This is a genomic window from Dissulfurirhabdus thermomarina (assembly GCF_012979235.1).
GTDB classification, from domain to species: Bacteria; Desulfobacterota; Dissulfuribacteria; order Dissulfuribacterales; family Dissulfurirhabdaceae; genus Dissulfurirhabdus; species Dissulfurirhabdus thermomarina.
In genome coordinates this window covers 225,088-249,019 of record NZ_JAATWC010000001.1, presented here as the reverse complement: position 1 = coordinate 249,019, position 23,932 = coordinate 225,088, and the positions used below count along the sequence as shown (strand labels likewise).

Below are 23,932 nucleotides of genomic sequence, written 5' to 3'. Positions count from 1 at the left end.
CGGAGTCGGGCCGCCCTCAGCGCGACCTGGGGATCCTGGGGATCGTCCGCGGCTTCGGTGCCAGGGGCCCCGGAAGCGGCTTCGTCTGGAAGGTGGGAAGGCAGCGAAGGACGCGGGTGACGCGGTTGTTGGCCTCGTTGGACTCCACGATGGTGCTCTGGTGGTTGCCCGGCCCGTCGCTGTCCGCGTCCACGGTCAGGGTCACGGCCTGGTTCCGGGCGACCCGCCCGAGGGCCCCCGGCGGGGAGACCTGGATCTCGCCGCCCGGGTGACGCAGGGCGCCCGCCTTGTCGATGTACGGAAAGGAATACCCGTTCCGCACCCCGCCGGCGCTGAAATCGAGATACCCATGGGAGAACTCGTCGGGCGGGATCTCGCCCTGGCCGATGTTCCGCACGGTGACCTTGATCTCGCAGAAACCGGCCGCCGTGGGGGGCGTGAGGGTGACCGAGGTGACCGCGAGGTCCGGCAGCGGGCGCTGGCAGGTGAGCGTCCGCGTGATGCTGTTGTTGGCCTTGGTCACCTCGTCCAGGCTGGCGGCGGGGTCGAAGACTACCCGGACCTCGTGGGGCTGGCCCGGGTCGAGCCGCCGGCCCATCTGCCCGGTGACGGAGCCGGCGGGATGGCTCAGGGACCGGTTCGGGTCGAAGGTCGAAAGGTAGGTGCTGCACCAGTTGCTCCCCGTCTGGCCGTCGAGGTAGACGGCCACCCGGACGTTTTCGGACATGGGGTACTTGCCCAGGGGGACCCCCGCCTGGCCGATGTTGGCAGCGGAGACGTGGATGTTGCAGTACTGGTCGAGGTAGACGTTGGCGAGGGTGATGTCGGGGAGGGGGTCGGCCAAGGACGGCCCGGCCAGGGACACGAGGAACAGCAGGGCCGCCAGGGCCGCGCCGCCCGGACGAGATGAAGGGGTAAGATACCGCATGGGACACCTCCTCTTTTTTCCCTTGAGTGGCGGGCGGGCCGCGTTTGGTTCAAAAAACCCGCGCCGTCTCGCGCACGGCCTAGGCTGCCGCGGTCTCCGGCAGGAAGTCGCCCAAGGCCCCACGGCCCACGGGCCGGCGCCGGAGCCGCCGCCAGAAGGCGGTGAAACGCCCGCGCTCCTCCGGGGGCACGAGGAGGCCCGGCAGGGGCCGGTTGCGGAGGAGGCCGGGGGGCGGCTCGGTCGCCGCCCCGTGGCAGTAGGGGACGACGTCGCCGAGGTTCCCGGAGACCCCACCGCGGTCGAGGTGTTCGATGACCTGGCAGAGGACGAGGTTCACCGTGACCAGGAAGGGGTCCATCTCGGCGGCGCCGCCGGGGCGGCACCGGGCGCGGGAAACCATGGCCCGGCAGGCGAAGGGACGCCCCGGGTAGCAGGCGCAGCGGCCGCCGGGGTCGAGGAGGGGGCAGGCGCCGGCGGCATGCTCCGCCTCGTCGGCGGGGGGCGCCTCGCCCCGGAGGCAGAAGGCCGCCACCTCGTTCAGGGTGGCGGCTGGCCGGTACCCCGCGCCCGGGGCCGCGGCCACGCGCGCGGCCAGGTCCGCGGCGGCCGCCCCGGCCTCGGCAAGCAGGTGACGCGCCTCCAGGGAGGTGAGGGTCACGTTCACCGTGCAGCAGGCGGCGCAACCCGCCTCGCAGGCAAACCCCCAGCCCTCGAGGAACTCTTGGTGGAACGCGTAGACGGCGCGGAGGGCCGCGGCGTTATCGGCGCCTGTGGTCACAGCCGCCGTGGGCGGCGCAGGCGGCGCCGCTGTCCACGAGGCGCCCCGCGACCCACGCGGCCACCGCGGCATCGGCTGCGCCGGTGCAACCGCGGCAGACCTCCACGCCGGCCGCCCGGAGCTTGGCCGCCGCCCCCTCGCCCATGTGCCCGGCCAGGAGCACGGCCACTCCCTTGGCCGCCAGGACCTGGGCGAGGCCCGACTTGCAGCCGCACCCCGAGGGCGCGGGAAGGGTCTCCTCCAGGCGGGGCGCGCCGCCTTCATCCACCGCGTAGATCGCAAAGGCCTCGCAGTGACCGAAGTGGTCGTCCACGAGACCGTCACGAACGGGAACCGCGATCTTCTGCATGGTCGCCTCCATCACCGATCACCCGGAAATCACGAACTTGAGGACCGCCAGCTCGTCGGTGACCTTCTCGAGCCGCTCGGAGAAGGTCCGGATGAGCCGCAGGGAGAACTCGGGCGACTCCTGGATCTTCCGAAGGAAGGCCGCCTTGTCGAGGACGAGAAGCCGGGTGAGCTTCTGGGCCTTGGCCGAGGCCGTCCGGTTCTCGGCGCTCACCAGGGCCATCTCCCCGAAGATGTCGCCCGAGGTGAGGGTGGTGATGATCACCTCCCGACCTTCCATCTCGCGGAAGATCACCACCTCGCCCTCCATGACGTAGAACATCTCCCGGCCGGGCTCCCCCTCCCGGAAGATGATCTCCCCGGGGGAGACCGTCCGGTACCGCTTGGCGTCGGCCTGTGCTGCCATGGTCCGCTCCTTGGTCCGTCGCCCCGCCCCGGCCGGGGCGGAGGCCGCCGGCGCACGGCGGCGGTTCGTCTCCTTGTGTACCCCGCCCGGAGCCCGTTGACAAGGCATCCCCGGTCCGCGGCCGGCGGGATTGGAGTATAATGGCCCCGCCCGGAGGCCGTCCATGGACCCGTTGCTCGCCAAGATCCGCCGTCTCAACGAGATCGGCGTCGCCCTCTCCGCCGAGAAGGACACCCCGCGGCTCCTGGAACGGATCCTCGTGGGGGCCAAGGAGCTGACGGGGGCCGACGGGGGGACCCTCTACAGCGTGGGGCCCGACGACCGGCTCCACTTCGAGATCCTCCACAACGACTCCCTGGGGATCGCCCAGGGGGGCACCTCCGGCACCCCGGTGGCGCTGCCCCCCATCCCGCTCCACACCCCGGAGGGCGCCCCCAACACCCGGATGGTGGCGGCCTACGCCGTGCTCCGGGACGCCACGGTGAACATCCCGGACGCCTACGCGGAAAAGGGCTTCGACTTCTCGGGCACCCGGGAGTTCGACCGGCGGACGGGCTACCGATCGCGATCCTTCCTGACCGTCCCGCTCAAGGACCACGAGGGCGAGATCATCGGTGCCCTCCAGCTCATCAACGCCCGCGCCGCCGGCGGCGCCGTGGTCCCCTTCTCCCGCGAGGACCAGCACCTCACCGAGTCCCTGGCCTCCCAGGCCGCGGCCGCCGTGACCAAGCAGCGGCTCATCACGGGGCTCAAGGAGCTCTTCGAGTCCTTCGTCCGGGCCATGGCCGTGGCCATCGACGAGAAGTCCCCCTACACCGCCGGCCACTGCCGCCGCGTGGCGGAGCTGGCCCTCATGCTGGCCGACGCCGCGTGCGAGGCGGACTCGGGAAGCCTCCGGGACTTCCGCCTCACCGAGGAGGAACGCGTCGAGCTGGAGATGGCGGCCTGGCTCCACGACTGCGGCAAGGTCACCGTCCCGGAACACGTCATCGACAAGGCCACGAAGCTCCAGGGCGTCTTCGACCGCATCCACCTGGTGGACGCCCGGATCGAGATCCTGAAGCGCGAGGCGGAGATCCGCTTCCTCCGCCGCCGGATCGCGGCCCTCGAGAAGGGCCGGGCCCCGGGAGACGACGGGGACGAGCGCCGCCTGGCGGCGGAACTCCGGGAGCTCGAAGACGACCGCCGCTTCCTCCACGCCTGCAACGACGGGCGGGAGTTCCTGCCCGACGCCGACCGGGACCGCCTGCGCCGGGTGGCCCGGCGGTGCTGGACGGGCCCCGGCGGAGTGCCGCAGCCCCTCCTTGCCGACGACGAGGTCGAAAACCTCTCCATCCGCCGGGGCACCCTGAACGAGCGGGAACGCCGGCTCATCAACAACCACGTCACCGCCACGCTCAAGATCCTCGAGACCCTGCCCTACCCGCGCCACCTCCGGCGGATCCCCGAGATCGCCGGGGGCCACCACGAGCGGGTGGACGGCAAGGGCTACCCCCGGGGCCTCAAGGGCGAGGAGATGTCCGTCCAGGCGCGGATCATGGCGGTGGCCGACATCTTCGAGGCCCTCACCGCCCGGGACCGGCCCTACAAGAAGGGGAAGAGCCTCGAGGAGGCCCTTGGGATCCTGGCCGCCATGAAGGACGAGGGACACATCGACCCGGAGATCTTCGAGGTCTTCGTCCGCTCGGGCGTCCACCGCCGCTACGCGGAGCGGCACCTCGCCGCGGGCGACGGCGGCCCGTCTAGCCCCGGCCCGGCCGCTCCAGGGTGAAGACCTCCCCGGACCGGAGGACGGCGCCGCCGGTGCGGGCGAGCACCGGGGCGAGCTCGGCCTCGATCCGGGCGCGGTATTCCTGCTTGAGGTGGGTGAGCCAGAGGACGGGGGCGGGGTCGAAGTGCCGCTCGAGCTCCCGCTCCAGGGCCGCCGGGCAGAGGTGGCCCGTAAGATCGGCCAGGTCCTCGAGGGCGTTGGGGAACGAGACCTCCGCGATGAGGAGGTCGACGGGCGCCAGCGCCGCCGCCGGCGCCAGGGACCGGGTGTCGCCCGTGAATCCGAACCGGAACCCGCCGCGCTCGAACCGGTAGGCGAAGCCCGCCACCGTGTGGTCGGTGGGGGTGCCCGTGATCCGCCAGCCCGCCACGTCGCGGGGCCGCCCGGGCGCCAGCTCCTCGAAGCGCAGGACGGGGGCGCCCCCCTCCGCCAGGGAAAGGCGCGAGAAATCCGGGAATATGGACCAGTTGAAGACGTGCTTCCGGAGGGCGGCCAGGCTCTCCCCCATCCCGTAGACCGTCACCGGGCGCCGGCGGGACCGCAGCACGCGGTCCACCAGGAGGGGCAGGAGGGCGATGTGGTCCTGGTGGCTGTGGGTCACCACCACGTGGTCGACGCGGAGGATGTCGTCGGCCGGGAGCCGGCCGAGCCCCGTCCCCGCGTCGATGAGGAGGTCGTCCGCGAGGCGGAAACAGGTGGTGAAGTGGGCCGCGTCGATCCCCCCGTCGCAGCCCAGGATCTCCAGGGAAAATGGCTTGTCCATCGAGCGTCCCGCCGGGTGCCCGGCGCCTTTTCCTCCCCTTCGGCACATCGGGCGCCCCGCTCAAATCCCCGCCTCGCCCCTCCTTCCTAATCGGGGGTAACAAATTCCCGCCACCCCGTCAAACCGCCGCCTTGCCAGGCCCGCCGGCCCGGGCTAAAGTCGCCTGCCGTGCACCCCGACGCCCTCCCCAGCCCCCTCCGGGACTACCTGGACTTCATCCCCGACCCGGAGGCCTACGCGGCCCACCTGGAACGGCCGCTGCCCCCCTACCTCCGGCTGAACCCCCTCAAGGGAGACCCCGGGGCCACCCTCGGGCTCCTCGAGGCGGCCGGGGTGAAGCTCGCCCCCGTGCCGGGGGTCCCGGGCTTCCACCGGGCGGCCTACCCGGGCCCCCTGGGTGCCACGGACGCCCACCAGCTGGGCCTCGTCTACGTCCAGGCCCTCACCTCGGCCATGCCCGTCCTGGCCCTGGACCCGAGGCCGGGGGAGCTGGTGCTCGACCTCTGCGCGGCGCCGGGGGGAAAGACCACCCACGCGGCCCAGCTCATGGCGGACACGGGCGCCATCGTGGCCAACGACCGCAAGATGGGGCGCCTTTCGGCCCTCACGGCGAATCTCAAACGGATGGGGGTGACGTGCGCGGCGGTGACCTGCTACCGGGGGGACGCCTTCCCGCCCGGGGCCCGGTTCGACCGGGTGCTCCTCGACGCCCCCTGCTCCGGGGAGGGGAAGTACCGGGTCGGACGCGAGGGGGCGCTGCTCGCCGCCCGCCGGGGCCGTACCGACCTCCCCGCCATCCAGAAGGGGCTCATCGTGAAGGCCTTCGACCTGGTCCGGCCCGGCGGTGTCCTGGTCTACGCCACCTGCACCTTGAACCCCGACGAGAACGAGGCCGTCCTCCAGTACCTCTACAAGCGACGCAAGGCCGAGCCCGTCCCGTGGCAGCCGCCCCTGCCCTCGGGGCCGGGCCTGGAACGATTCAAGGGAGCGAGCTATGACCCCAGGTGCCGGTATGCCCGGCGGTTCTACCCCCACCAGGTCGATTCCGTGGGATTCTTCGTGGCCAAGGTGGCTCGACCCGGCTGAGCGGGCACGGCTGCTCGGCTGGCTGGAGGCCTTCTTCGGCATCCCTGCGGGGGTCTTCGACCCCTTCGACCTCGCCGCCTCGAGCCGGACCACCTACCTGGTGCGCCGGTGCCCGCGCATGGAGGAACTGGCGGCCCTCCGCATCCAGAACGTGGGGCTGCCCCTGGTCCGCCAGGTGGCCGGGTACCTCAAGCCCACCACGCCCGCCGCCCAGCTCCTCGGCCGCCACGCCCGCCGCCGGGTGGCGGAACTGGCCCCGGCGGAGCTGGAGCGGCTCCGCCGGGAGGGAGAGATCCCGTGGCGCGGCCCCTGGGAGCCCGGCTACGTCTTCCTGGCGGCCGCCGGGCAGACCTGGGGCTGCGGGCTCTACCTCGAACCCGGGCGCCTCCTCTCCCGCCTGCCGAAGAACATGGCCCTCGCCCCGGACGACCCGGCTTGACAGGGGCCGCGGGGCCCGGTTCACTGCCCCGGCAGGCCCATACTGGAGGTGACCCCGCTATCATGAAGAGCCACCGCGAAGAACTCTGGTTCCACGTGCCCGGCCGCCGGGCCTTCATCAACATCACCCCCCAGGTGGAGGCGGCCCTTGCCGCCAGCGGCATCCGGGAGGGCCTCTGCCTGGTCAACGCCATGCACATCACCGCCTCCGTCTTCATCAACGACGACGAGCCCGGCCTCCACCACGACTACGAGGCCTGGCTCGAGCACCTGGCGCCCCACGCCCCCGTGGATCGCTACCGCCACAACCGAACCGGCGAAGACAACGGCGACGCCCACCTCAAGCGCCAGGTCATGGGGCGCGAGGTGGTGGTGGCCGTGACCGAGGGACGGCTGGACTTCGGTCCCTGGGAGCAGATCTTCTACGGGGAGTTCGACGGCGGCCGCCGAAAGCGCGTTCTCGTCAAGATCATCGGGGAGTAACGGGCATGCGGATCCGGCTGGTGCTCTGCCGGCGGACCAAGGTCTGCCTGGCGGGGTTGGCGTTGCTCGCGGTGGTCTACGTGGTCTTCGTCCGCGGGGGGCACGGGCCGACGGCCGAGCACATCGGCCAGAGCTTCGCCTACGGGGAAATCTTCCTCCAGAAGGGCTACATGAAGCGCCTGGCGGCGGCGGAACTGGCCGGGGCCATCGACGCCATGGCCCCGGGACTGCCCGCCGACCGGGTCCTCCCCGACCCGGCCCCCATCCGGTACCGGGATCTGCGCCTCCTGGCACGCGCCCCCGCCGCCGGCAACGCGACGCGCCTGACCTTCGGGGTTTCCTACCGGGGACGCGACTACCGGATCCCCGTGACCCTGCGGCGGCTCGACGGCCGCTGGCGGGTGACGGCCTTCGAGCCGGTGATCGTCCCGGACCTCTGGAGGCGCCGCCGGGCCGACCGCTGACACCCGGACGCCCGGCGGGGTTCAGCGGCCCCGGGCGCCCGCCCCTTCCCGCCGCAGCCAGCGTTCCACCCGAAGGGTCCGGAGGGCGTCCGCCCGGCCGATGGTGTGGGGGGTGTAGGGGCGGCAGGCCGGTGAGACCTCGCGGCACTCGACGGGGGCCGGGGTCTCCAGCCCCGCCGGCCGGAGGTTGTCGAAGGGCACGAGGCCGTCGGCGTCGAGGTAGCTCACCGAGAGGTCCAAGACGGGCCGGAGCACCCGGAGCCGGCCCCTCCCGTCCGGCCCCACGGGGACCGGAGTCCAGCGACGGTCGAAGAAGCCCTCGAACCAGACCCCGGGCCGGGACCGCCCCGAGACCTTGTCGCGCATGAGCGACGGCGGCCGGTACGGGGGGCGGAACTCCACGTTGCCGGTGACGATCCGTTCCACCTCGCTGGACCCCTGGACGCGGAGGTACCACCAGAAGTCGTAGTCCGGCGCGTCCTGCCGGGTGAGGGCCCGCCCCCGGTCCCGGACGCTCCAGACCGCGTGGCAGACCGCGCAGTCGACGCGGGCCCGGTCGGCCGGCCGGTGGCCGACCCGGGCGGCATCCAGGCCCGGGGCCCCGCCCCGCTGCCCCCCGCCGAGGTGGCAGTCGAGGCACCCCCGGGCCCGGCGCCGGTCCGAGCACGGCCCGGCGGGGTGGCAGTCCGTGCAGGCCAGGCCCGCCCGGCGGTGGACGTCCGGCGTCATCTCGTGCCATTCCACCCCGTAGGGGCGGGGCAGGGGCTCGCCCCGGGAAAGCGGGGCCCGGTAGTCCTCCTCGTAGTCCTTCTCGAACCGGCCGTAGTAGTCCCAGCCGACGAAGTTGGCGTAGTGGCAGGCAAGGCACCGTTCGTCCGGCACCCGGCGGGTGAACCGGTGCGAGGCGAGCCCGCCCCCGCCCCGGGCCAGGTGGCAGGCGGCGCACCCCGTTCCGTGCCGGACGCCCGCGTAGTCGTCACCCCGGTCGTAGACGTGGCAGCGGAGGCACCGGCGGCGGAGGAGGTCCGCCACGAGCCCCCGGGCGGTCTCCGGCGGCTCTTCCACCGGGAGGGCCGAGAGGGCCGGCGGCCGGTCCCCGGGGAAGAAGGCCCCCCAGACGGCGCCGATCTCGCCGGCCAGGGTGAAGTGGCGGTCCCGGGCGGCGGCGGCCGTCTCGGCCGGGTGGCAGCCCCCGCAGGTGGCGGCCATGCGGTCGGGGTGGGCCGGCTCGGCCACCAGGCCCCGGTGGGCGGCCGCCCGGGTGCGCCCGGAGGGGTCCCCCCCGTGGCAGCGGGTGCAGGCCAGGTCGTGGGCCGGGTCGATCCGGACGGGGTGGCACCGGCGGCAGCCGCGGGCGGCGAGTGGAGAGTCCAGCACCGGGACGTCGCAGCCGGCCAGCAGCGCACAGGCCGCGGCCAGGCCGGCGAGGACCGCCACCCGGCGCCGGATGCGCTCAGCGCCCACCGGCCGCCTCCCGCCGCCCCTCGCCGGACCGCCCGAGGGCCCAGAGGACCTGCCGGCAGAAGCCCCGGGCCAGCCGGACCTCCCGGGCCTGGAGCTGCAGCCGCCCCACGAAGCGGCGCACGTTGGCCATCCAATGCTCGGGGCTTTCGGGATGGATGAAGCCAACGGCCTCGAAGAGCTCGGCCAGGTGGGCGAAGAGGCCTTCGAGCTCCCGCTGGTCGGCCAGTCGCGGGAGCGGGGGGGCGGCGTCCCCGTCGGCCAGCCGAAGCTCGTAGAGGAGGATCATCACGCTCTGGGCCAGGTTGACGGACGAAAAACCCGCCGTGGGGATGGTGACCAGGGACTGGCACCGGGCCAGCGCCGCGTTGGAGAGCCCCCACTTCTCGGAGCCGAAGAGGAGGGCCACCCGGTTGCGGGCAAGCACCGGGGCCAGGCCCCGGGCCAGGCCCCGGGGCGTGTCCGTGGGCCGCCGGTGGCGCCCGGTCCGCGCCGTGGTCCCCACCACGTGCTGGAACGGGGCCAGGGCCTCGTCCAGGGAATCCAGGATGGGCATGGCCTCCACGAGGTCGGCCGCCTCGTGGGTGGCCATCTTCAGCATCTTCTCCCGGTCCGGGTTCCGCGGGCGGACGGCCACCAGGCCCCGGGCGCCCATGTTGCGGCAGGCCCGGGCGGCGGCCCCGATGTTCTCGGGGTAGCGGGGCTCGTGGAGCACCACGGTGACGTTGTCGAGTCGCATGCGGCGGCCGGCCTCCTGGCGCCCCGGGACCCGGGGCGGGTCACCGCCTCTTCATAGCCCATCGGCGGCCCGAAGCCAAGCCCGGCCCGCCTCCCCGTCGGCTTATCCCGGCGAGGGAGGCCCCCGTCGGCGAATTGCCGCTCTTTGGTGGCACCATCGGATCGTTTGCGACTTTTGCCTTTTGCAGAGAAGTCATCATTGACGATGCATGCTCCAAGAAATTCAATGTCTTGTGAAACTAAATTCATGATCATCTATTTTTAAAATATGCGAGACCTAACCCACTCCAAATATTGTATATCGACCTTTCTGACCATTTTCTATTCAGTATCTTCAAAGAAGCGCAACACCAACATACAAAATGCCATCCTTGCAAATTTATTACTGGGGGAGCGATCGTTTCTTTTTGTCTTTTTGCGCAAAGATCTCAAGCAGAAGACAGCCTTCCCATGGCATCCGCCGCCCAGGATCGACCCCGGGCCATGCTTTTCGAGCGACCGGGGCACATGGAGGGACCGGGGACCGGGGGCGGTTCCCCGGCCTCTCCCGCTCCACCATTGGACATCCCGCCCCGGGTGGGATAGATTCCAAGGCGGCCCCGGCCGGTGTCTCGGCGCGGGGCGATCCCCCGACCGACGGAGCCCATCCCTCCATGGCGAACCGCGCACAGGAACCAGCCGACCTCTTCCCCCGGGTGCCCTGTCTCGTGACGGGGCGCCTCGTCCCGGATACCGACCGGGAACGGATCCGCCAGGCCCTCGCCCGCCACCTGGTGGACGAGAAGGGCCACCGCCTCGACGAGCTGGAGCTGGACCGCGGCATCACCCTCGAGCGGGAGGGCCGGCGGATCCTCGTCCTCGTGGACATCGCGGTCCGGGTGGCGGGCCGGACCCTCATGATCCTCCGGGGGAACCCCGGGTCGGTGGTCACCCGCGAGGCCGGCACCATCGCCGCGGCGCGCCTCCTGGAACCGGACTACGTCGTCCCCTGGGCCGTCCAGGCCAACCTCGACGAGGCGGCGCTCCTGGACGTCCGGCGCAAGAAGGCCGTGGCCTACGGATGGGACGCCATCCCCACCCGGGCCCGGCTGGTCGAGATGACCCGGCAGTGGCCGCCCCCCGCCCTGCCCCCCGAGCGGGTGGCCCTGGAGCGCCAGATCCTCTTCTCCTACGAGACCCACTGGCGGATGCGGCCGCCCGAGGTGGTGGACGGGACCCTGGTCTACCGCTGAGTCACGGGACCGGATGGCCGCGCCCCATCGCCACCTCCCCCGGCGCGGCGGCCCTTTGGATGCCGCCGCCCGGCCGGCCCTGGCCGCCGCCGGCGGCCTCGCCCTCACGGCCGCCTTCCCGCCCGTGGCCGCCTGGCCCCTGGTCCTGGCCGGCCCGGCGATGCTCCTGGCCGCCGCGGACGGCCGCCCCCCGGCCGCCGCCTTCCGGCTGGGCTACGTCTTCGGCCTGGTCCACTTCACCTCGCTCCTCTGGTGGATCGCCCCCACCGTGGCCCGCTACGGGGGCCTTCCCTCCTGGGGGGCCCTCCCGGTCCCGCTGCTGCTCGCCGCCTACCTCGCCCTCTACCCGGGGGCTTGGACGGCCGGGCTGGCCCTGTGGCGGCGGGGGCGCTCCCACGGCCGCCTCGTGCCCCTCGTGGCGGCCGCGGCATGGACCCTCCTCGAATGGCTCCGGGGCCACCTCCTGAGCGGCTTTCCCTGGGGGGCGCTCGCCTACGCCCTGGCCCCCCGGCCCGAGCTCATCCAGACGGCGGAGATCTGGGGCCCCTACGGTCTTTCCTTCTGGACGGCCCTGGGTGCGGGGCTCCTGTGGCTGGGGTGCCGGCGGGTGCCGGGGAGGCGCCGGGCCCGGGCCGCCGCCCTGGCCGCCTTCGCCGCCCTGGCGCTCGCCGGCTGGGGCTGGGGCGCCGCCCGTATCCGGGCCGTTCGGGCCGACGACGCCCGCCGCCCCGTGCTCCGGGCGGCGGTGGTCCAGGGCGCCGTCCCCCAGGACCGGAAGTGGGACCCCGCCTTCCAGGCGGCCACGGTGGAGATCTACCGCCGGCTCAGCCTCGCCGCGGCCGCCGGCTGGCACCCGGACCGGCCCGCCCTCGTCGTCTGGCCCGAGACGGCGACCCCCTTCTACTTCCAGGACCCGGGCCCGCTGTCGCGGGCGGTGCGGGAGATCCCGGTCCTGGCCCGGGCCGCCCTCCTCTTCGGGAGCCCCGCCCACCGCCCCGGCCCCGGCGGAGGCGTGGCCTACCTGAACAGCGCCTACCTCCTGGACCGCCTCGGCAGAGTCCGGGGCCGCTACGACAAGCGCCACCTGGTGCCCTTCGGGGAGTACCTCCCGTGGGGGCCGCTCACCGCCTGGGCCCGCGGCCTCATCCCCTCGGTGGGCGAGTTCACGCCCGGCGCCGCCGCCGCGCCCCTTGCGGCCGGGGACATCCGGGTGGGTCCCCTCATCTGCTTCGAGAGCATCTTCCCGGCGCTCGCCCGCCGGAGCGCGGCGGCCGGGGCCAACGTGCTCGCCGTCCTCACCAACGACGCCTGGTTCGGCCGGACCGGGGCCCCGTTCCAGCACGCCGCCATGGCGGCCCTCCGGGCCGTGGAGACCCGCCGGTGGGTCATCCGGGCCGCCAACACCGGGGTCAGCGCCTTCTTCACCCCGTGGGGCGCGTGCCGGCGCCCGACCCGGCTCTTCCGCCGGACATGGATCGCCGAGGACGTCCGGCTCCGAGACGGCCGGACCCCCTACCTCCGGGCCGGGGACTTCCCGGTCCTCGCGGGGGTGATATTTCTCCCGGCAGCGGCTATATTTCTGGAGTATTTCCTTGCAACGCGGCGCCCCGGGACGCGCCGCCCCGGAGGACAGGCACCATGAGCGACAACGGCAAGATCGTCACCCCGGAACTCGGCGTCCTCGAACTCAAGGACCGGCTGCGGGACATCCACCGGCGGCTGGAACTCCTGCGAGGTTACCTTTGATGGGGAGCAGATCGACGCACGCCTCTCCGCCATCGACCAGCGGATGCTGGCCCCGGATTTCTGGGAGTCGCCCGACTCCGCCGATCTCCTGAAGGAACGCGCCGACCTCCTCGCCCGGCGTGACGAGGTGGCCCGCCTCGACGCCGAGTTGGAGGACCTCGAGGTCCTCCTCGAACTCGCCGAGGAAGAGGCCGACGCCGACGTGGTGGCCGAGGTCCGCCAGCGGGCCGCCGCCCTCGAGAAGGAGGTCGGCCGGACGGAACTGGCGCGGCTGCTGGCCGGGCCCCACGACCGCAGCAGCGCCATCGTCACCATCCACGCGGGCGCAGGCGGCACCGAGGCCCAGGACTGGGCCGAGATGCTGCTCCGGATGTACCTGCGCTGGTGCGAGAACCGGGGCTACAAGGTCCGCATGCTCGACCACATGCCCGGGGAAGAGGCGGGCACCAAGAGCGCCACCTTCCTGGCCGACGGCCCCTACGCCTACGGCTACCTCAAGGCCGAGGCCGGGGTCCACCGCCTGGTGCGGATCTCCCCCTTCGATGCCTCGGGCCGGCGGCACACCTCCTTCGCCTCGGTCTTCGTGGTGCCGGAACTCGACGACACCATCCACGTGGAGATCGACGAGAAGGACCTCCGCATCGACACCTACCGCTCCAGCGGGGCCGGCGGCCAGCATGTGAACAAGACCGACTCCGCGGTCCGGATCACGCACCTGCCCACCGGGATCGTGGTCCAGTGCCAGAACGAACGCTCCCAGCACAAGAACAAGGCCATCGCCATGAAAATCCTGAAGAGCCGGCTCTACGAGGCCGAGATGGCCAAGCGGGAGCAAGAGAAGCAGAAGCTCCACGGCGGCAAGAAGGATATCGCCTGGGGGAGCCAGATCCGCTCCTACGTCCTCCACCCCTACCAGCTCATCAAGGACCACCGGACCGACTACGAGACCGGAAACGTCGGCGCCGTCCTGGACGGGGAAATCGACCCCTTCATCGAACGCTACCTCCAGCTCCAGGCCGGCAACTGAGGCCGGACCTCCCCGCTCACGCCAGGCCCGCGGCCAGCTCGGCCCGGAGCCCCGCCCGGTCCAGCGACCATGCCGGGGCCAGGAGCCCGGCCCGGGGCGGATCCGCCCAGAGGCGCTGGACCACCGTCGCCGGAGGCAGCAGCTCCAGCGCCCGGCGCACCGCGGCCACGTAGGCCTCCCGGGAGATGGGCCGATACGCGCCGGCGGCGAGGTCCCGGGCCAGGGCCGTGCCCTCCAGGACGTAGAGCTGGTGGAACTTGACCCCCTCGACGCGAAGCTCCGCCAGGAGCCGCACCGTGGCCTCCATCTCCGCCGGCCCCTCCCCCGGCAACCCGAAGATGACATGGGTGCAGACCGGCAGGCCGAAGCGCCGGGAAAGCTCCACGGCGCGCACGAAGTCCGCCACGGTGTGGCCCCGGCCGATCCGGGCCAGGGTGGCGTCGCTGGCGCTCTGGAGCCCGTATTCCATCCAGGCCATCCGCCCCGCCGCCACGCGGCGGACGAGGGAGAGCCGCTCCGCGTCCACGCAGTCCGGCCGGGTCCCGATGGAGAGCCCCACCACCTCCGGGCCGACGAGGGCCTCGCGGTAGAGGGCCTCGAGCCGCGCGGGCGGTGCGTAGGTGTTGGAGAAGGACTGGAAGTAGGCGATGAAACGCCGGGCCCCGTAGCGACGCCGGGCCCGCTCCATCCCCCGCCGCATCTGGGCGGCGACCCCCAGCCCCTCCCGGGCGGCGCCGGTGCCGGATCCGCGGGCATCGCAGTAGATACAGCCCGCGCGCCCCTTGGTCCCGTCCCGGTTGGGGCAGGTGAGACCGGCGTCGAGGGGGACCTTCTGCACCCGCTCCCCGAAGCGCCGGCGCAGGTAGGTGTTGAGACTCACGCAGCCCGGGCTCACGCCTCCTCCTGCTCCACGAGCCGCCGGAGCCAGCGGACGGCCTCCTCCCGGTCGGCCACCCGGCCCTCCACCCGGGCCTCCTCCAGGGCCTCCAGGAGCCGGCCGATCCGCGGCCCGGGGGCGAGGCCGAAGATCTCCTGGAGGTCGTGCCCGGTCAGCAGCCGCGGCAGCGCCGCCACGGGCCGCATCCGTTCCTCGTGGAAGGCGTGGACCCGGCTCCAGAGGAGGTCCAGGTTCCGGTCGAGGTCCGGCGGCTTGAGCGGCCCCCGGCCGGCCCGGCTGTCGGCCATGGCGAGGAGGAACAGGGCCGGGTAGTCGGCCCCCGCCTCCGTGAGGAGGCGGCGCATGGCCCGGCGGCTCGGCCCCCCCCGCCGGACCTGGGCGAGGAGGAAGAAGGGCCGCATGTGGAGCCGCACCATCCGGGCCGCGAAGGCCGTGCCCCTCCGGGGCCAGCGGAGCCGGCGCCCGATGGCCGCCACCATCTCCGCCCCGGCGTGGTCGTGGTAATAGAAGGTGGGGCGGCCGGCCTTCTCGCCCCGGCAGGCGGGCTTGCCGAGGTCGTGGAAGAGCGCCGCCCACGCCAGCCAGGGGAGCCGGTCCCCGGCGCCGGCCACCCAGGACCGGAGGGGTGCCGCCTCGGTGAAGGCCGTGCCGGGGTCCCGGACCAGCTCCTCGAGGGCCTCGAGGGCCGCCAGGCAGTGGCGGAAGACGTCCAGGTGGTGGAACCCCGGCTGCTCCAGGCCGACCCCCGGGGCCAGCTCCGGGAAGAGGACGAAGAGGATCCCGGCCTCCGCCATCTCTGCGAAGGTCCGCCCCGCCCGGCCGGTGGCGAGGACGAGGCCGAGCTCGTGGGAGACCCGCTCCGCCGCCACCCCCCCCAGGGCCGGGGCGAGCTCCGGGATCCACCCCCGGGTCCCGGGCTCGATGGCAAAATCCAGCTGGGCGCGGAAGCGGAAGGCCCGGAGGAGCCGGAGGGGGTCGTCGGCGAGGTTGCGCCGCCCGAGGGCCCGGATCACCCCCGCCTCGAGGTCCCGGCGCCCGCCGTGGGGATCCACCAGGGCCGGGAGGAGCCGGCCCCGAACCGCGCCGGGGTCCTCCGGCGGCGCGTCCAGGAGAGGCAGCGCCGCACCGAGGGGAACGGCCATGGCGTTCAGGGTGAAGTCCCGTGCCGCGAGATCCCCCGCCAGGTCCCGGGCTCCGCCTCGAAACTGGCTGAAGTCCACCACCAGGTCCGGGAAGACCACCCGGGCCACCCCCTCCCCCTCGTCCAGCAGCACGAGGCGTCCCCCCGCCCGCGCCGCCAGCCCCCGGGCGGCGGCCACCCCGCCCTCCGGCACCACCACGTCCAGGTCCGCCGCCGGGCGCCCGAGGAACCAGTCCCGCACGGGGCCGCCCGCCGCCCAGGCCGCCCCGGACCGGGCCAGCGCCTCGAGTTCGGACCGGGCGGCGGGCGTCACGGCTGGAAGACCTCCAGGACGAGGTCGTGGAGGCGGGGCCGCCACCGGCGGAGCCCCTCCTGGCTGGCCGGCGAGGCGTCGGGGAAGGTGCGGTTGGTGAGGAGGACCACCACCACCTCCCGGTCGAGGTCCATCCAGAAGGAGGTCCCCGTGAAGCCGAGATGGCCGGCGCTTTCCCGGGAAAGGCGGGTCCCCGCGCTGGAGCCCTCGGCGGACGGCGTGTCGAAGCCCAGGGCGCGGGTCCCGCCCGGCACGAGGTCCTGGCGCCGGAAGGCCTCCCGGACGAGGTCTGCGGGGAGATCCGGGTGCACCCGGCGGCCGGCGGCGAGCTCCAGCAGGCGAAGCAGCAGGCGCCGGACCCCCGCCGCGGTCCCGAAGAGCCCGGCGTGCCCGGCGGCCCCGCCCAGGGCCCAGGCGTTGGCGTCGTGGACCTCGCCCTGGAGGAGGCGGCCCCGGAGCGGGCACCAGCCGGTGGGGGCCGCGCCGCCCGGGGGTACATCCGCGGCGAATCCCAGCCCGCTGGCCCCGAGGGGAGCCAAGACCAGGTCCGCCACCGCCTCCGGGAACGCGCGCCCGGTGACGGCCTCCACCACCCAGCCCAGGAGGATGAACCCGAGGTCGCTGTAGATCTCCACGCTCCCCGGGGCGGCGGCCAGGGGCTCGGCCAGGAGAAGCCGGCGCACCTCCGCGGCCCGCTCGGCCGGGGCCAGACGGGCCACGGCCTCGGCGTAGGGGCGATGCGCCGCCAGCCCCCCGCAGTGGGCGAGGAGCTGGCGCAGGGTGATGGCCGCCTTGTCCGCGGAGACCCCGTCGAGGACCGCCCCCAGCTCCGCCTCCAGGGTGAGGCGGCCCCGGCCCACCAGGACCAGGACGGCGAGCGCCGTGGCCAGGGGCTTCGTGAGGGAGGCGAGGTCCCACCAGGTCTCGGCCCGCACCCTGGGCGACCACGGGGCATAGGCGAAGCGCCCGAAGGGGGCCTCCAGGACCGTCTCCCCGCCGACCGCCGCCGTGAGGACTCCGCCCGGGGCCACCCCCTCGCCGCGCAGCCGGATCAGCTCCCGCTCGATGTCTTCCCGCTCGTCCGTGACGGACCTCCCGGTGGTGATGTCTCGTGGACGAGGTGGACGTCCCGCTGGGGGAAGGGGATGACCACGCCGTGCGCCGCGAAGGTCCGGTAGACGGCGGTCAAGAGCTGGTGCACCACGAGGCCCCGCAGGGCCGGCTCCCGGACCCAGCAGAGGAGCTCGAAGTCGAGCGACGAGTCGCCGAAGGCGCGGAGCCGCACCCGGGGCGCCGGCTCCGCCACCACCGCCTCGTTGGCCGCGGCGACCTGGAGCAGCAGCCGCTCCACCTCCTCGATGTCGCTCCCATAGGCCACCCCCACCGGCACCCGGATGCGGAACCGGGGCACCGGGGCGCTCTCGTTGATGATCTTCGACCCGGCCAGGATGGCGTTGGGAATGGTGACCTGGACGTCGTCGCGGGTCTTGATGCGGGTGGAGCGGACGCCGATGTCCATGACCTCGCCCCGTTCCCCGCTCTCGAGGATGATGTAGTCGCCCACCTGGAAGATCCGGTCCGTGAAGATACTGAGCCCGCCGAAGAAGTTGGCCAGGGTCTCCTTGGCGGCGAGCGCCACCGCGATGCCCACGATCCCGGCCGAGGCGAAGAGCGGCGTGAGATTCACGCGCCAGATGGCGAGCAGCCAGAGGAGGCCCAAGACGACGAGGGCCACCCGGACCACGTTCTTCACCAGGTAGAGGAAGTCCACCCCCACCTTCCCGCCGGCGGCCGCCGCCGGGAGCCGCCGGTCCGAGGCCCAGGTCACCGCCCGGACGAGGGCCGCCCACCAGACCACCAGGATGGCGCTCTTCAAGAGCGGCAAGAGGACCGCCCCCCACGGCGGCCCGGGGGCGTAACGGGCGGCGACGTGGAGGCCGCCGAGGAGCGCGACGGTCCAGACCAGGGGCCGGTGGGCGAAGGCGAGGAGCCGGTCGTCGAAGCGGAAGGGGGTGAGCCCGGCCAGGCGGCGCAAGACCCGGTCCAGGAAGAGGTCCGCCAGTTTCGCCGCGGCCAGGTAGGCGGCGAGCAGCACCAGGGCGCCGGCCGCCGGGTGCCGTGCCAGGGCCGCCCGGATCGTCTCCCAGGCTTCCAAGATCCATGCCGTGCCCACTGTGACCGCCCCCTCCCGAAAAAAATTGACAGCGCCGGTGGCGGATATTATAAAACGGCTCTGCCGTCGGCAATCGTATCCGCTGAAAGAACCAGGAGGAACCCAGATTGGCCAATCACAAGTCCGCGCTCAAGCGGGACCGGCAGTCCAAGGCCCGCCGCCTCCGGAACAAGGCCCGGAAGACCCGCGTCAAGAACCTCGTGAAATCCGTCCAGGCCGCCATCGCCGAGCGCAAGCCCGAGGAGGCCCGGCAGCTCCTTCGCCTGGCCCAGAAGACCCTCGACAAGACCGCCGCCAAGGGGACCATCCACTGGCGCGCCGCCGCCCGGAAGGTCGCCCGCCTGAGCCGCAAAGTCCACGCCCTGGTCTCCGCCGGCTGAGCCGCGGCCCCTGTCCGCGGGCGGCCCGCCGCCCGCTAGAACATCCCCGTCACCCGGTGGTAGATCAGCTCGGCCAGGTTGTGGCCGATCTTTTCGAAGGCCAGGGCCTCGAGGCTCTCCGTGTCCTGGACGTTGGCCCCCACCAGGAAGGGCTCGTCCCGGCGGAGATTCACCGTCTCCCATAGCACCTCCCCGGTCCTCCGGTCCCGCAGCCGGGCGGAGACCTCCACCCGGACGTTGCGTTCGACGGCCACGTCGTAGCGGGTGTAGGAGAGCCCGGTGGTGTCCACGGCCACCACTTCCCCCTCGAGGATCACGTCCGCCTCCGCCCGGTCGGCCAGGACCAGCCCCCCGCCCAGGAGAAATTCCCGCCGGAGGGCCTCGGTGATCCGGGCCCCGAGTTCCAGCACGTTGGTCCGGTTGCCCCAGGGCGCCACGTAGACGGTGCGGATCCGGTCGGGCAGCATGCCGGCCCGGTCCCCGAAGCGGTAGCCGCACCCTGGGAGAAAGAGCAGGCAGCAGGCCAGGAGACCCGGAAGGACCCGACCGGCGGCGCGGAACGACACGGCGGCGCCCCGGGCTCAGCCCGCCGCCACGATGTTCACGAGGCGCCCGGGCACGTAGACCACCTTGCGGACGGACTTCCCCTCCACGTGACGCCGGACGTTGGGCTCGGCCAGCGCCGCGGCCTCCACCTCTGCCCGGTCCGCACCGGCCGCCGCCCGGATCCGCCCCCGGACCTTGCCGTTGACCTGGACCACGATGGCCACCTCGTCGGCCGCCAGCGCCGCCTCGTCCGCCTCCGGCCAGGGTGCCCGCTCCAGCCCGCCCTCGTGTCCCAGCCGCTCCCAGAGCTCCGCGGTGATGTGCGGCACCATGGGCGAGAGCAGGAGGAGGACCGCCTCCACCGCCTCCCGGACCACGGCCCATCCGGTGGCGTCGCCGGGGGCCGGCCGGCCGGCGCCGAGGAGGGCGGCCGTCTCGTTGACCAGCTCCATGACGGCGCTGATGGCGGTGTTGAAGTGGAATCGGGCCTCGATGTCCTCCGTGACCTTCCGGATGGTCTGGTGGGTCTTGCGGCGAAGCGCCCGGAGGGCCTCGTCGCCGGCGACCGCCCGGGCCAGCTCCGGGCCGGGCGCCGGCGCCCCGCGGAGGGCCTCCGCCCGCTCCGTCACCAGGCGCCAGACCCGCTGGAGGAACCGGTGCGCCCCCTCCACCCCCTGGTCGCTCCACTCGAGGTCCCGCTCCGGCGGCGCGGCGAAGAGGATGAAGAGCCGAACCGTGTCGGCCCCGTAGGCCCGGAGCATCTCGTCGGGGTCCACCACGTTGCCCTTTGACTTAGACATCTTGGCCCCGTCCTTGAGAACCATCCCCTGGGTGAGGAGGTTGCGGAAGGGCTCGTCCACGTGGAGCCAGCCGAGGTCGCGGAGGACCTTGGTGAAGAACCGGGCGTAGAGGAGGTGCAGGATAGCGTGCTCGATGCCCCCGATGTACTGGTCCACGGGCAGCCAGGCGTCGGCGCGCTCCGGGTCGAGGGGGCGGTCGGCCTCGTCGGGGCAGGTGTAGCGGGCGAAGTACCAGGAGGACTCCACGAAGGTGTCCATGGTGTCGGTCTCCCGCCGGGCCGGGCCGCCGCACCGGGGGCAGGCGGTCCGCAGGAACGCCTCGAGTTCCGGCAGCGGGGAACGACCGCCGGGGCCCAGCCGGGCCTCCAGGGGCAGGACCACGGGGAGGTCCTCGGGCCGCAGCGGCACCACCCCGCACCGGTCGCAGTGGACCACGGGGATGGGTGCCCCCCAGTAGCGCTGCCGGGAGATCCCCCAGTCCCGCAGGCGGTAGGTGGTCCGGGCCCGCCCGCAGCCCTTCTCCTCGAGGTGGCGGACGATGGCGGCCTTGGCGGCCTCGCTCTCGAGCCCGTCGAAGGGGCCGGAGCCGGCCAGGACGCCGGGCCCCTCCCAGGCGGCCTCCATGGTACCCGGATCGAGGGGGGCGCCCGGCGGCTGGATGACCACCCGGACGGGCAGCCCGTAGCGGCGGGCGAACTCGAAATCCCGCTGGTCGTGGGCCGGAACCGCCATGACCGCCCCGGTCCCGTAGCCCATGAGGACGAAGTTGGCGAGATAGACGGGGATCCGCTCGCCGGTGAGCGGGTGGAGGGCGTAGCGGCCGGTGAAGACGCCCTCCTTCTCCCGCTCCTCCGGGGTCCCCGGGGCCCCCGCCCAGCGTTCCGCGAAGGCGCGGACCTCGGCCTCCCGGTCCGTCCCCGCCGCCAGGGTCTCGGCCAGGGGGTGGTCGGGGGCGAGGCTCATGAAGGTCACGCCGAAGAGGGTGTCCGGCCGGGTGGTGAAGACTCGGATGGCCCCGCCGCCCTCCAGGGGGAAGTCGATCTCGGCCCCGGTGCTCCGCCCGATCCAGTTCCGCTGCATGGTGAGCACCTTCTCGGGCCAGCCCTCGAGCCGGTCGCAGCCCTCGAGGAGTTCCTCGGCGTAGTCGGTGATCCGGAAGAACCAGCCGTCGAGGTCGCGGAGGCGGACTTCCCCGTCGCAGCGCCAGCAGCGGCCGTCCTCCACCTGCTCGTTGGCGAGGACCGTCCCGCACCCCTCGCACCAGTTCACCTTGGCCTTCTTCCGGTAGACCAGCCCCCGCTCGTACATCTGGAGGAAGAAGAGCTGTTCCTTGCCGTAGTAGGCGGGGTCGCAGGTGGCCAGCTCCCGGGACCAGTCGTAGGAAAGGCCGAGCCGCTTGAGCTGGCGGCGCATGTAGTCGATGTTCTCGTAGGTCCAGCGCGCCGGGTGGGTCCCGTGCTTGAGGGCGGCGTTCTCCGCCGGCAGCCCGAAGGCGTCCCAGCCCATGGGATGGAGGACGTTGTAGCCCCGCATCCGCTTGTACCGGGCCACCACGTCCCCGATGGTGTAGTTGCGGACGTGGCCCATGTGGATCCGCCCCGAGGGATAGGGGAACATCTCGAGGACGTAGTAGCGGGGCCTGGGATCGTCGTCCGCGGTGACGAAGGCGCCCGAGGCCTCCCAGGCCGCCTGGTGCCTGGCCTCTATGGCGGCGAAGTCGTAGGTCTCACTCATGTTCGTGCTCGTCCCTTCCCGGCCGCCCCCGCTCCCGGAGGACGGCGTCGAGGATCCCGTTCACGAAGGCGCCCGAGGCCTCGGTGCCGAACCGCTTGGCCAGCTCCACCGCCTCGTTGATGGCCACCTTCGGGGGGACGTCCTCGCTGAAGCAGATCTCGTAGGCGCCGATCCGCAGGATGTTCCGGTCCACCCGGGCCATGCGCTCGAGCCGCCAGCGCTTGGCGCACCGCTTGAGAAGCCCGTCGATGGCCTCGCGGTGGGTGCGGACCCCCGTCACCAGCTGCCTGGCGAAGTTGAGCGACGGATCGTCGTCGGGGAGGACCTGGGCGGCGAGGCCGGAGGCGTATTCCCGCAGTGCCGCCTCCAGGTCCTCCGTCCCGTCCCATTCCAGCTGGTAGAGCAGCTGCAGCGCAATGGCCCGCCCGCGGGAACGGAGGGTCATGGACGGCTACGCATCGACGGCCTTGAGCAGGTTCGCCATCTCCACCGCCGCCAGGGCCGCGTCCCAGCCCTTGTTGCCCGCCTTCGTCCCCGCGCGCTCCACGGCCTGCTCGATGGTGTCGGTGGTGAGCACGCCGAAGATCACCGGGACGTCGGCGTCGAGCCCGGCCTGGGCCACGCCCTTGGCGGCCTCGGCGGCCACGTAGTCGAAGTGGGGCGTCGCCCCGCGGATGACGCAGCCGAGACAGATGACGGCGTCGTAGCGCCCGCTCCGGGCCAGTCGGCGGGCCACCAGGGGGATCTCGAAGGCGCCCGGCACCCAGGCCACGTCCACCGCCCCTTCGTCGGCCCCGTGGCGGACCAGGGCGTCCATGGCCCCGCCGAGGAGCCGGGTGGAGATGAATTCGTTGAACCGCGCCACGACGATCCCGATCCGAAGACCCTGGGCCTGGAGGTGTCCCTCGATTGTCCGTGCCATCTCTTGTCCCCTCTCCCGTGCCGGCGGGGCGGCCCCGTCATGCCGGCGTCGCCCCGCGCCGCCGGTGGCGGCATGCCGGAGGTGCGCCCCGGCGGGCCGGCCGCCGGCCGCGCCCGGCATTTGGCGATCTTTGCTCAGCCATCAGTTCTTGATGTGCAGCATGTGCCCCATCTTCTCCATCTTGCACCGGAGGTAGCGCTCGTTCTCCCGGTGCGGCGGGATCTCGATGGGGACCCGCTCCACCACCTCGAGACCGTAGCCCTCGAGACCGACGATCTTCTTCGGGTTGTTGGTCATGAGCCGCATGCGCCGGACGCCGAGATCGCGGAGGATCTGGGCGCCGATGCCGTAGTCGCGGAGGTCGGGCTGGAACCCGAGCTCGATGTTGGCCTCCACGGTGTCCTTGCCCTCATCCTGGAGGCAGTAGGCCTTGAGCTTGTTGATGAGGCCGATGCCGCGGCCCTCCTGGCGCATGTAGAGCAGGATACCGCGGCCCTCCTGGGCGATCTGGGCCATGGCGTGGTGGAGCTGCGGCCCGCAGTCGCAACGGAGGGAGCCGAAGACGTCCCCGGTGAGACACTCGGAGTGGACCCGAACCAGGATCTCCTCGTCCTCGCGCACCTCCCCGGCCCCGTAGATGAGGGCCAGGTGGTTCTTCTCGTCGAGCTGGCTGGAGTAGCCGATGAGCCGCCACTCGCCCGTGGCCGTGGGGAGACGGGTCTCCACCTCCCGGCGCACGAAGCTCTCTGTCTGGAGTCGGTAGGCGATGAGATCCGCGATGGTGACGATCTTGAGACCGTGTTCCCGGGCGAAGACCTCGAGGTCCGGCATGCGGGCCATGGTGCCGTCGTCCTTCATGATCTCGCAGATCACGCCGGCCGGCCGGAGCCCCGCCAGCCGCGCCAGGTCCACCGATCCCTCCGTCTGGCCGGCCCGGACCAGGACCCCGCCGCTGCGGGCCCGGAGCGGGAAGACGTGCCCGGGCATGGCCAGGTCCTCGGGCCCCGCGTCGTCGGCGATGGCCGTGAGGATGGTGGTGGCCCGGTCGTGGGCGGAGATCCCGGTGGTGACGCCCCGGCGGGCCTCGATGGACACGGTGAAGGCGGTGCCGTAGCGCGACGTGTTCCGGCTCACCATCATGGGGAGTTGGAGCCGCTCCACCCGCTCCTCCGTGAGGGTGAGGCAGATGAGCCCCCGCCCGTACTTCGCCATGAAGTTGATGGCCTCGGGCGTCACCTTCTCGGCCGCCATGGTGAGATCACCCTCGTTTTCCCGGTCCTCGTCGTCCACGAGGATGATCATCTTGCCGGCCCGGATGTCCTCGATGGCCTCTTCGATGGTCGCCTTGGCCATTGG

The 23,932-nt window shown here is 72.9% G+C and carries 25 protein-coding genes; 9 read left to right on the top strand and 16 right to left on the bottom strand.

Going from position 1 to position 23,932, the window contains the following annotated elements; all coding sequences use genetic code 11:
• Positions 1-16 precede the first annotated feature (16 nt).
• The 4 genes from HCU62_RS01160 to HCU62_RS01145 form a co-directional block, all read right to left on the bottom strand.
• The gene (locus HCU62_RS01160) at positions 17-928 is read right to left on the bottom strand and encodes a hypothetical protein (RefSeq protein ID WP_163298867.1); all 912 of its coding nucleotides are present in this window, start codon (positions 926-928) and stop codon (positions 17-19) included.
• Between the two features lie 79 nt (positions 929-1,007).
• Positions 1,008-1,706: a YkgJ family cysteine cluster protein gene (locus tag HCU62_RS01155; RefSeq protein ID WP_163298868.1), complete on the bottom strand. Its 699-nt coding sequence runs from the start codon at positions 1,704-1,706 to the stop codon at positions 1,008-1,010.
• Positions 1,687-2,055: a NifB/NifX family molybdenum-iron cluster-binding protein gene (locus tag HCU62_RS01150; RefSeq protein WP_163298869.1), complete on the bottom strand. Its 369-nt coding sequence runs from the start codon at positions 2,053-2,055 to the stop codon at positions 1,687-1,689. Before HCU62_RS01150 ends, HCU62_RS01155 begins: the two co-directional genes overlap by 20 nt.
• An 18-nt stretch (positions 2,056-2,073) precedes the next feature.
• The gene (locus HCU62_RS01145; protein ID WP_163298870.1) at positions 2,074-2,460 is read right to left on the bottom strand and encodes a cyclic nucleotide-binding domain-containing protein; all 387 of its coding nucleotides are present in this window, start codon (positions 2,458-2,460) and stop codon (positions 2,074-2,076) included.
• 163 nt (positions 2,461-2,623) lie between these two features.
• On the opposite strand from HCU62_RS01145, the gene HCU62_RS01140 reads away from it, so the two are divergent.
• Positions 2,624-4,231: an HD-GYP domain-containing protein gene (locus HCU62_RS01140; protein ID WP_163298871.1), complete on the top strand. Its 1,608-nt coding sequence runs from the start codon at positions 2,624-2,626 to the stop codon at positions 4,229-4,231.
• On the opposite strand, the gene HCU62_RS01135 is transcribed toward HCU62_RS01140, so the two are convergent.
• A complete protein-coding gene (locus HCU62_RS01135) occupies positions 4,203-4,994 on the bottom strand; it encodes a 3',5'-cyclic-nucleotide phosphodiesterase (protein ID WP_163298872.1) in 792 nt (263 codons plus the stop codon). The two genes, HCU62_RS01140 and HCU62_RS01135, sit on opposite strands and share 29 nt — an antisense overlap.
• 168 nt (positions 4,995-5,162) lie before the next feature.
• On the opposite strand from HCU62_RS01135, the gene HCU62_RS01130 reads away from it, so the two are divergent.
• The 4 genes from HCU62_RS01130 (at position 5,163) to HCU62_RS01115 (ending at position 7,465) form a co-directional block, all read left to right on the top strand.
• Positions 5,163-6,080: an NOL1/NOP2/sun family putative RNA methylase gene (locus HCU62_RS01130; protein ID WP_169755355.1), complete on the top strand. Its 918-nt coding sequence runs from the start codon at positions 5,163-5,165 to the stop codon at positions 6,078-6,080.
• Complete coding sequence (locus HCU62_RS01125) at positions 6,007-6,519, top strand: hypothetical protein (protein ID WP_163298951.1); 513 nt, start codon at positions 6,007-6,009, stop codon at positions 6,517-6,519. The genes HCU62_RS01130 and HCU62_RS01125 overlap by 74 nt, the downstream gene beginning before the upstream one ends.
• Before the next feature lie 62 nt (positions 6,520-6,581).
• Complete coding sequence (locus tag HCU62_RS01120) at positions 6,582-7,001, top strand: secondary thiamine-phosphate synthase enzyme YjbQ (RefSeq protein WP_163298950.1); 420 nt, start codon at positions 6,582-6,584, stop codon at positions 6,999-7,001.
• A 5-nt stretch (positions 7,002-7,006) separates the two neighbouring features.
• Positions 7,007-7,465: a hypothetical protein gene (locus HCU62_RS01115; protein WP_163298949.1), complete on the top strand. Its 459-nt coding sequence runs from the start codon at positions 7,007-7,009 to the stop codon at positions 7,463-7,465.
• Positions 7,466-7,486: 21 nt separating this feature from the next.
• Here HCU62_RS01115 and HCU62_RS01110 read toward each other — a convergent pair whose 3' ends face one another.
• Positions 7,487-8,929 (bottom strand): hypothetical protein, encoded by a 1,443-nt coding sequence (locus tag HCU62_RS01110; RefSeq protein WP_163298948.1) that lies wholly within the window; start codon positions 8,927-8,929, stop codon positions 7,487-7,489.
• Positions 8,919-9,665 carry an RNA methyltransferase gene (locus HCU62_RS01105; RefSeq protein WP_163298947.1) on the bottom strand — a complete coding sequence of 249 codons (747 nt, stop codon included), beginning with the start codon at positions 9,663-9,665 and terminating at the stop codon, positions 8,919-8,921. Before HCU62_RS01105 ends, HCU62_RS01110 begins: the two co-directional genes overlap by 11 nt.
• Before the next feature lie 652 nt (positions 9,666-10,317).
• On the opposite strand from HCU62_RS01105, the gene HCU62_RS01100 reads away from it, so the two are divergent.
• The 3 genes from HCU62_RS01100 (at position 10,318) to prfB (ending at position 13,669) form a co-directional block, all read left to right on the top strand.
• The gene (locus HCU62_RS01100; protein ID WP_163298946.1) at positions 10,318-10,896 is read left to right on the top strand and encodes a type I restriction enzyme HsdR N-terminal domain-containing protein; all 579 of its coding nucleotides are present in this window, start codon (positions 10,318-10,320) and stop codon (positions 10,894-10,896) included.
• Positions 10,897-10,909: 13 nt separating this feature from the next.
• Entirely contained in the window at positions 10,910-12,538 is a 1,629-nt protein-coding gene (lnt, locus tag HCU62_RS01095; protein ID WP_169755354.1) for an apolipoprotein N-acyltransferase, read from the top strand.
• Positions 12,535-13,669 (top strand): peptide chain release factor 2 gene (prfB, locus tag HCU62_RS01090; protein WP_374001944.1). Its coding sequence is split into 2 segments (ribosomal slippage): positions 12,535-12,629 and positions 12,628-13,669, totalling 1,137 coding nucleotides; the frame shifts between segments, so codons are not numbered across the junction. The genes lnt and prfB overlap by 4 nt, the downstream gene beginning before the upstream one ends.
• A 16-nt stretch (positions 13,670-13,685) precedes the next feature.
• Here prfB and mnmL read toward each other — a convergent pair.
• Genes mnmL through HCU62_RS01070 form a run of 4 tightly spaced genes read right to left on the bottom strand, consistent with a single transcriptional unit; the run spans position 13,686 to position 18,194 of the window.
• Positions 13,686-14,564 carry a tRNA modification radical SAM protein MnmL/YtqA gene (gene mnmL, locus HCU62_RS01085; protein WP_163298944.1) on the bottom strand — a complete coding sequence of 293 codons (879 nt, stop codon included), beginning with the start codon at positions 14,562-14,564 and terminating at the stop codon, positions 13,686-13,688.
• Positions 14,561-16,021: a tRNA nucleotidyltransferase/poly(A) polymerase-related protein gene (locus HCU62_RS01080; protein ID WP_169755353.1), complete on the bottom strand. Its 1,461-nt coding sequence runs from the start codon at positions 16,019-16,021 to the stop codon at positions 14,561-14,563. Before HCU62_RS01080 ends, mnmL begins: the two co-directional genes overlap by 4 nt.
• Positions 16,018-17,067, bottom strand: a complete 1,050-nt coding sequence (locus HCU62_RS01075; protein ID WP_281382943.1) for a serine hydrolase domain-containing protein — start codon at positions 17,065-17,067, stop codon at positions 16,018-16,020. Before HCU62_RS01075 ends, HCU62_RS01080 begins: the two co-directional genes overlap by 4 nt.
• A 5-nt stretch (positions 17,068-17,072) precedes the next feature.
• A complete protein-coding gene (locus HCU62_RS01070) occupies positions 17,073-18,194 on the bottom strand; it encodes a mechanosensitive ion channel family protein (RefSeq protein ID WP_309474826.1) in 1,122 nt (373 codons plus the stop codon).
• Positions 18,195-18,301: 107 nt separating this feature from the next.
• On the opposite strand from HCU62_RS01070, the gene rpsT reads away from it, so the two are divergent.
• The gene (gene rpsT, locus HCU62_RS01065) at positions 18,302-18,574 is read left to right on the top strand and encodes a 30S ribosomal protein S20 (protein WP_163299170.1); all 273 of its coding nucleotides are present in this window, start codon (positions 18,302-18,304) and stop codon (positions 18,572-18,574) included.
• A gap of 35 nt (positions 18,575-18,609) precedes the next feature.
• Here the strand turns inward: rpsT and lptE are convergent, their stop codons facing one another.
• From lptE to HCU62_RS01040, 5 genes are all read right to left on the bottom strand, one after another.
• Positions 18,610-19,140 carry an LPS assembly lipoprotein LptE gene (gene lptE, locus HCU62_RS01060; RefSeq protein WP_163299171.1) on the bottom strand — a complete coding sequence of 177 codons (531 nt, stop codon included), beginning with the start codon at positions 19,138-19,140 and terminating at the stop codon, positions 18,610-18,612.
• A 15-nt stretch (positions 19,141-19,155) separates the two neighbouring features.
• Positions 19,156-21,654 (bottom strand): leucine--tRNA ligase, encoded by a 2,499-nt coding sequence (gene leuS / locus HCU62_RS01055; protein ID WP_163299172.1) that lies wholly within the window; start codon positions 21,652-21,654, stop codon positions 19,156-19,158.
• A complete protein-coding gene (gene nusB, locus HCU62_RS01050) occupies positions 21,647-22,099 on the bottom strand; it encodes a transcription antitermination factor NusB (protein WP_163299173.1) in 453 nt (150 codons plus the stop codon). The genes leuS and nusB overlap by 8 nt, the downstream gene beginning before the upstream one ends.
• A 6-nt stretch (positions 22,100-22,105) precedes the next feature.
• Positions 22,106-22,576: a 6,7-dimethyl-8-ribityllumazine synthase gene (ribH, locus tag HCU62_RS01045; RefSeq protein ID WP_163299174.1), complete on the bottom strand. Its 471-nt coding sequence runs from the start codon at positions 22,574-22,576 to the stop codon at positions 22,106-22,108.
• A gap of 141 nt (positions 22,577-22,717) precedes the next feature.
• Positions 22,718-23,929 (bottom strand): bifunctional 3,4-dihydroxy-2-butanone-4-phosphate synthase/GTP cyclohydrolase II, encoded by a 1,212-nt coding sequence (locus HCU62_RS01040; protein ID WP_163299175.1) that lies wholly within the window; start codon positions 23,927-23,929, stop codon positions 22,718-22,720.
• Positions 23,930-23,932: the final 3 nt, after the last annotated feature.

Excerpts from the sequence above, each read along its gene's own strand:
- HCU62_RS01150 (WP_163298869.1), bottom strand. The coding sequence starts at position 2,055 with ATGCAGAAGATCGCGGTTCCCGTTCGTGACGGTCTCGTGGACGACCAC.
- lnt (WP_169755354.1), top strand. The coding sequence starts at position 10,910 with ATGGCCGCGCCCCATCGCCACCTCCCCCGGCGCGGCGGCCCTTTGGAT.
- HCU62_RS01105 (WP_163298947.1), bottom strand. The coding sequence starts at position 9,665 with ATGCGACTCGACAACGTCACCGTGGTGCTCCACGAGCCCCGCTACCCC.
- HCU62_RS01125 (WP_163298951.1), top strand. The coding sequence starts at position 6,007 with ATGCCCGGCGGTTCTACCCCCACCAGGTCGATTCCGTGGGATTCTTCG.
- HCU62_RS01115 (WP_163298949.1), top strand. The coding sequence starts at position 7,007 with ATGCGGATCCGGCTGGTGCTCTGCCGGCGGACCAAGGTCTGCCTGGCG.
- HCU62_RS01140 (WP_163298871.1), top strand. The coding sequence starts at position 2,624 with ATGGACCCGTTGCTCGCCAAGATCCGCCGTCTCAACGAGATCGGCGTC.
- HCU62_RS01040 (WP_163299175.1), bottom strand. The coding sequence starts at position 23,929 with ATGGCCAAGGCGACCATCGAAGAGGCCATCGAGGACATCCGGGCCGGC.
- nusB (WP_163299173.1), bottom strand. The coding sequence starts at position 22,099 with ATGACCCTCCGTTCCCGCGGGCGGGCCATTGCGCTGCAGCTGCTCTAC.
- HCU62_RS01160 (WP_163298867.1), bottom strand. The coding sequence starts at position 928 with ATGCGGTATCTTACCCCTTCATCTCGTCCGGGCGGCGCGGCCCTGGCG.
- ribH (WP_163299174.1), bottom strand. The coding sequence starts at position 22,576 with ATGGCACGGACAATCGAGGGACACCTCCAGGCCCAGGGTCTTCGGATC.
- leuS (WP_163299172.1), bottom strand. The coding sequence starts at position 21,654 with ATGAGTGAGACCTACGACTTCGCCGCCATAGAGGCCAGGCACCAGGCG.
- HCU62_RS01100 (WP_163298946.1), top strand. The coding sequence starts at position 10,318 with ATGGCGAACCGCGCACAGGAACCAGCCGACCTCTTCCCCCGGGTGCCC.
- HCU62_RS01135 (WP_163298872.1), bottom strand. The coding sequence starts at position 4,994 with ATGGACAAGCCATTTTCCCTGGAGATCCTGGGCTGCGACGGGGGGATC.
- HCU62_RS01145 (WP_163298870.1), bottom strand. The coding sequence starts at position 2,460 with ATGGCAGCACAGGCCGACGCCAAGCGGTACCGGACGGTCTCCCCCGGG.
- HCU62_RS01120 (WP_163298950.1), top strand. The coding sequence starts at position 6,582 with ATGAAGAGCCACCGCGAAGAACTCTGGTTCCACGTGCCCGGCCGCCGG.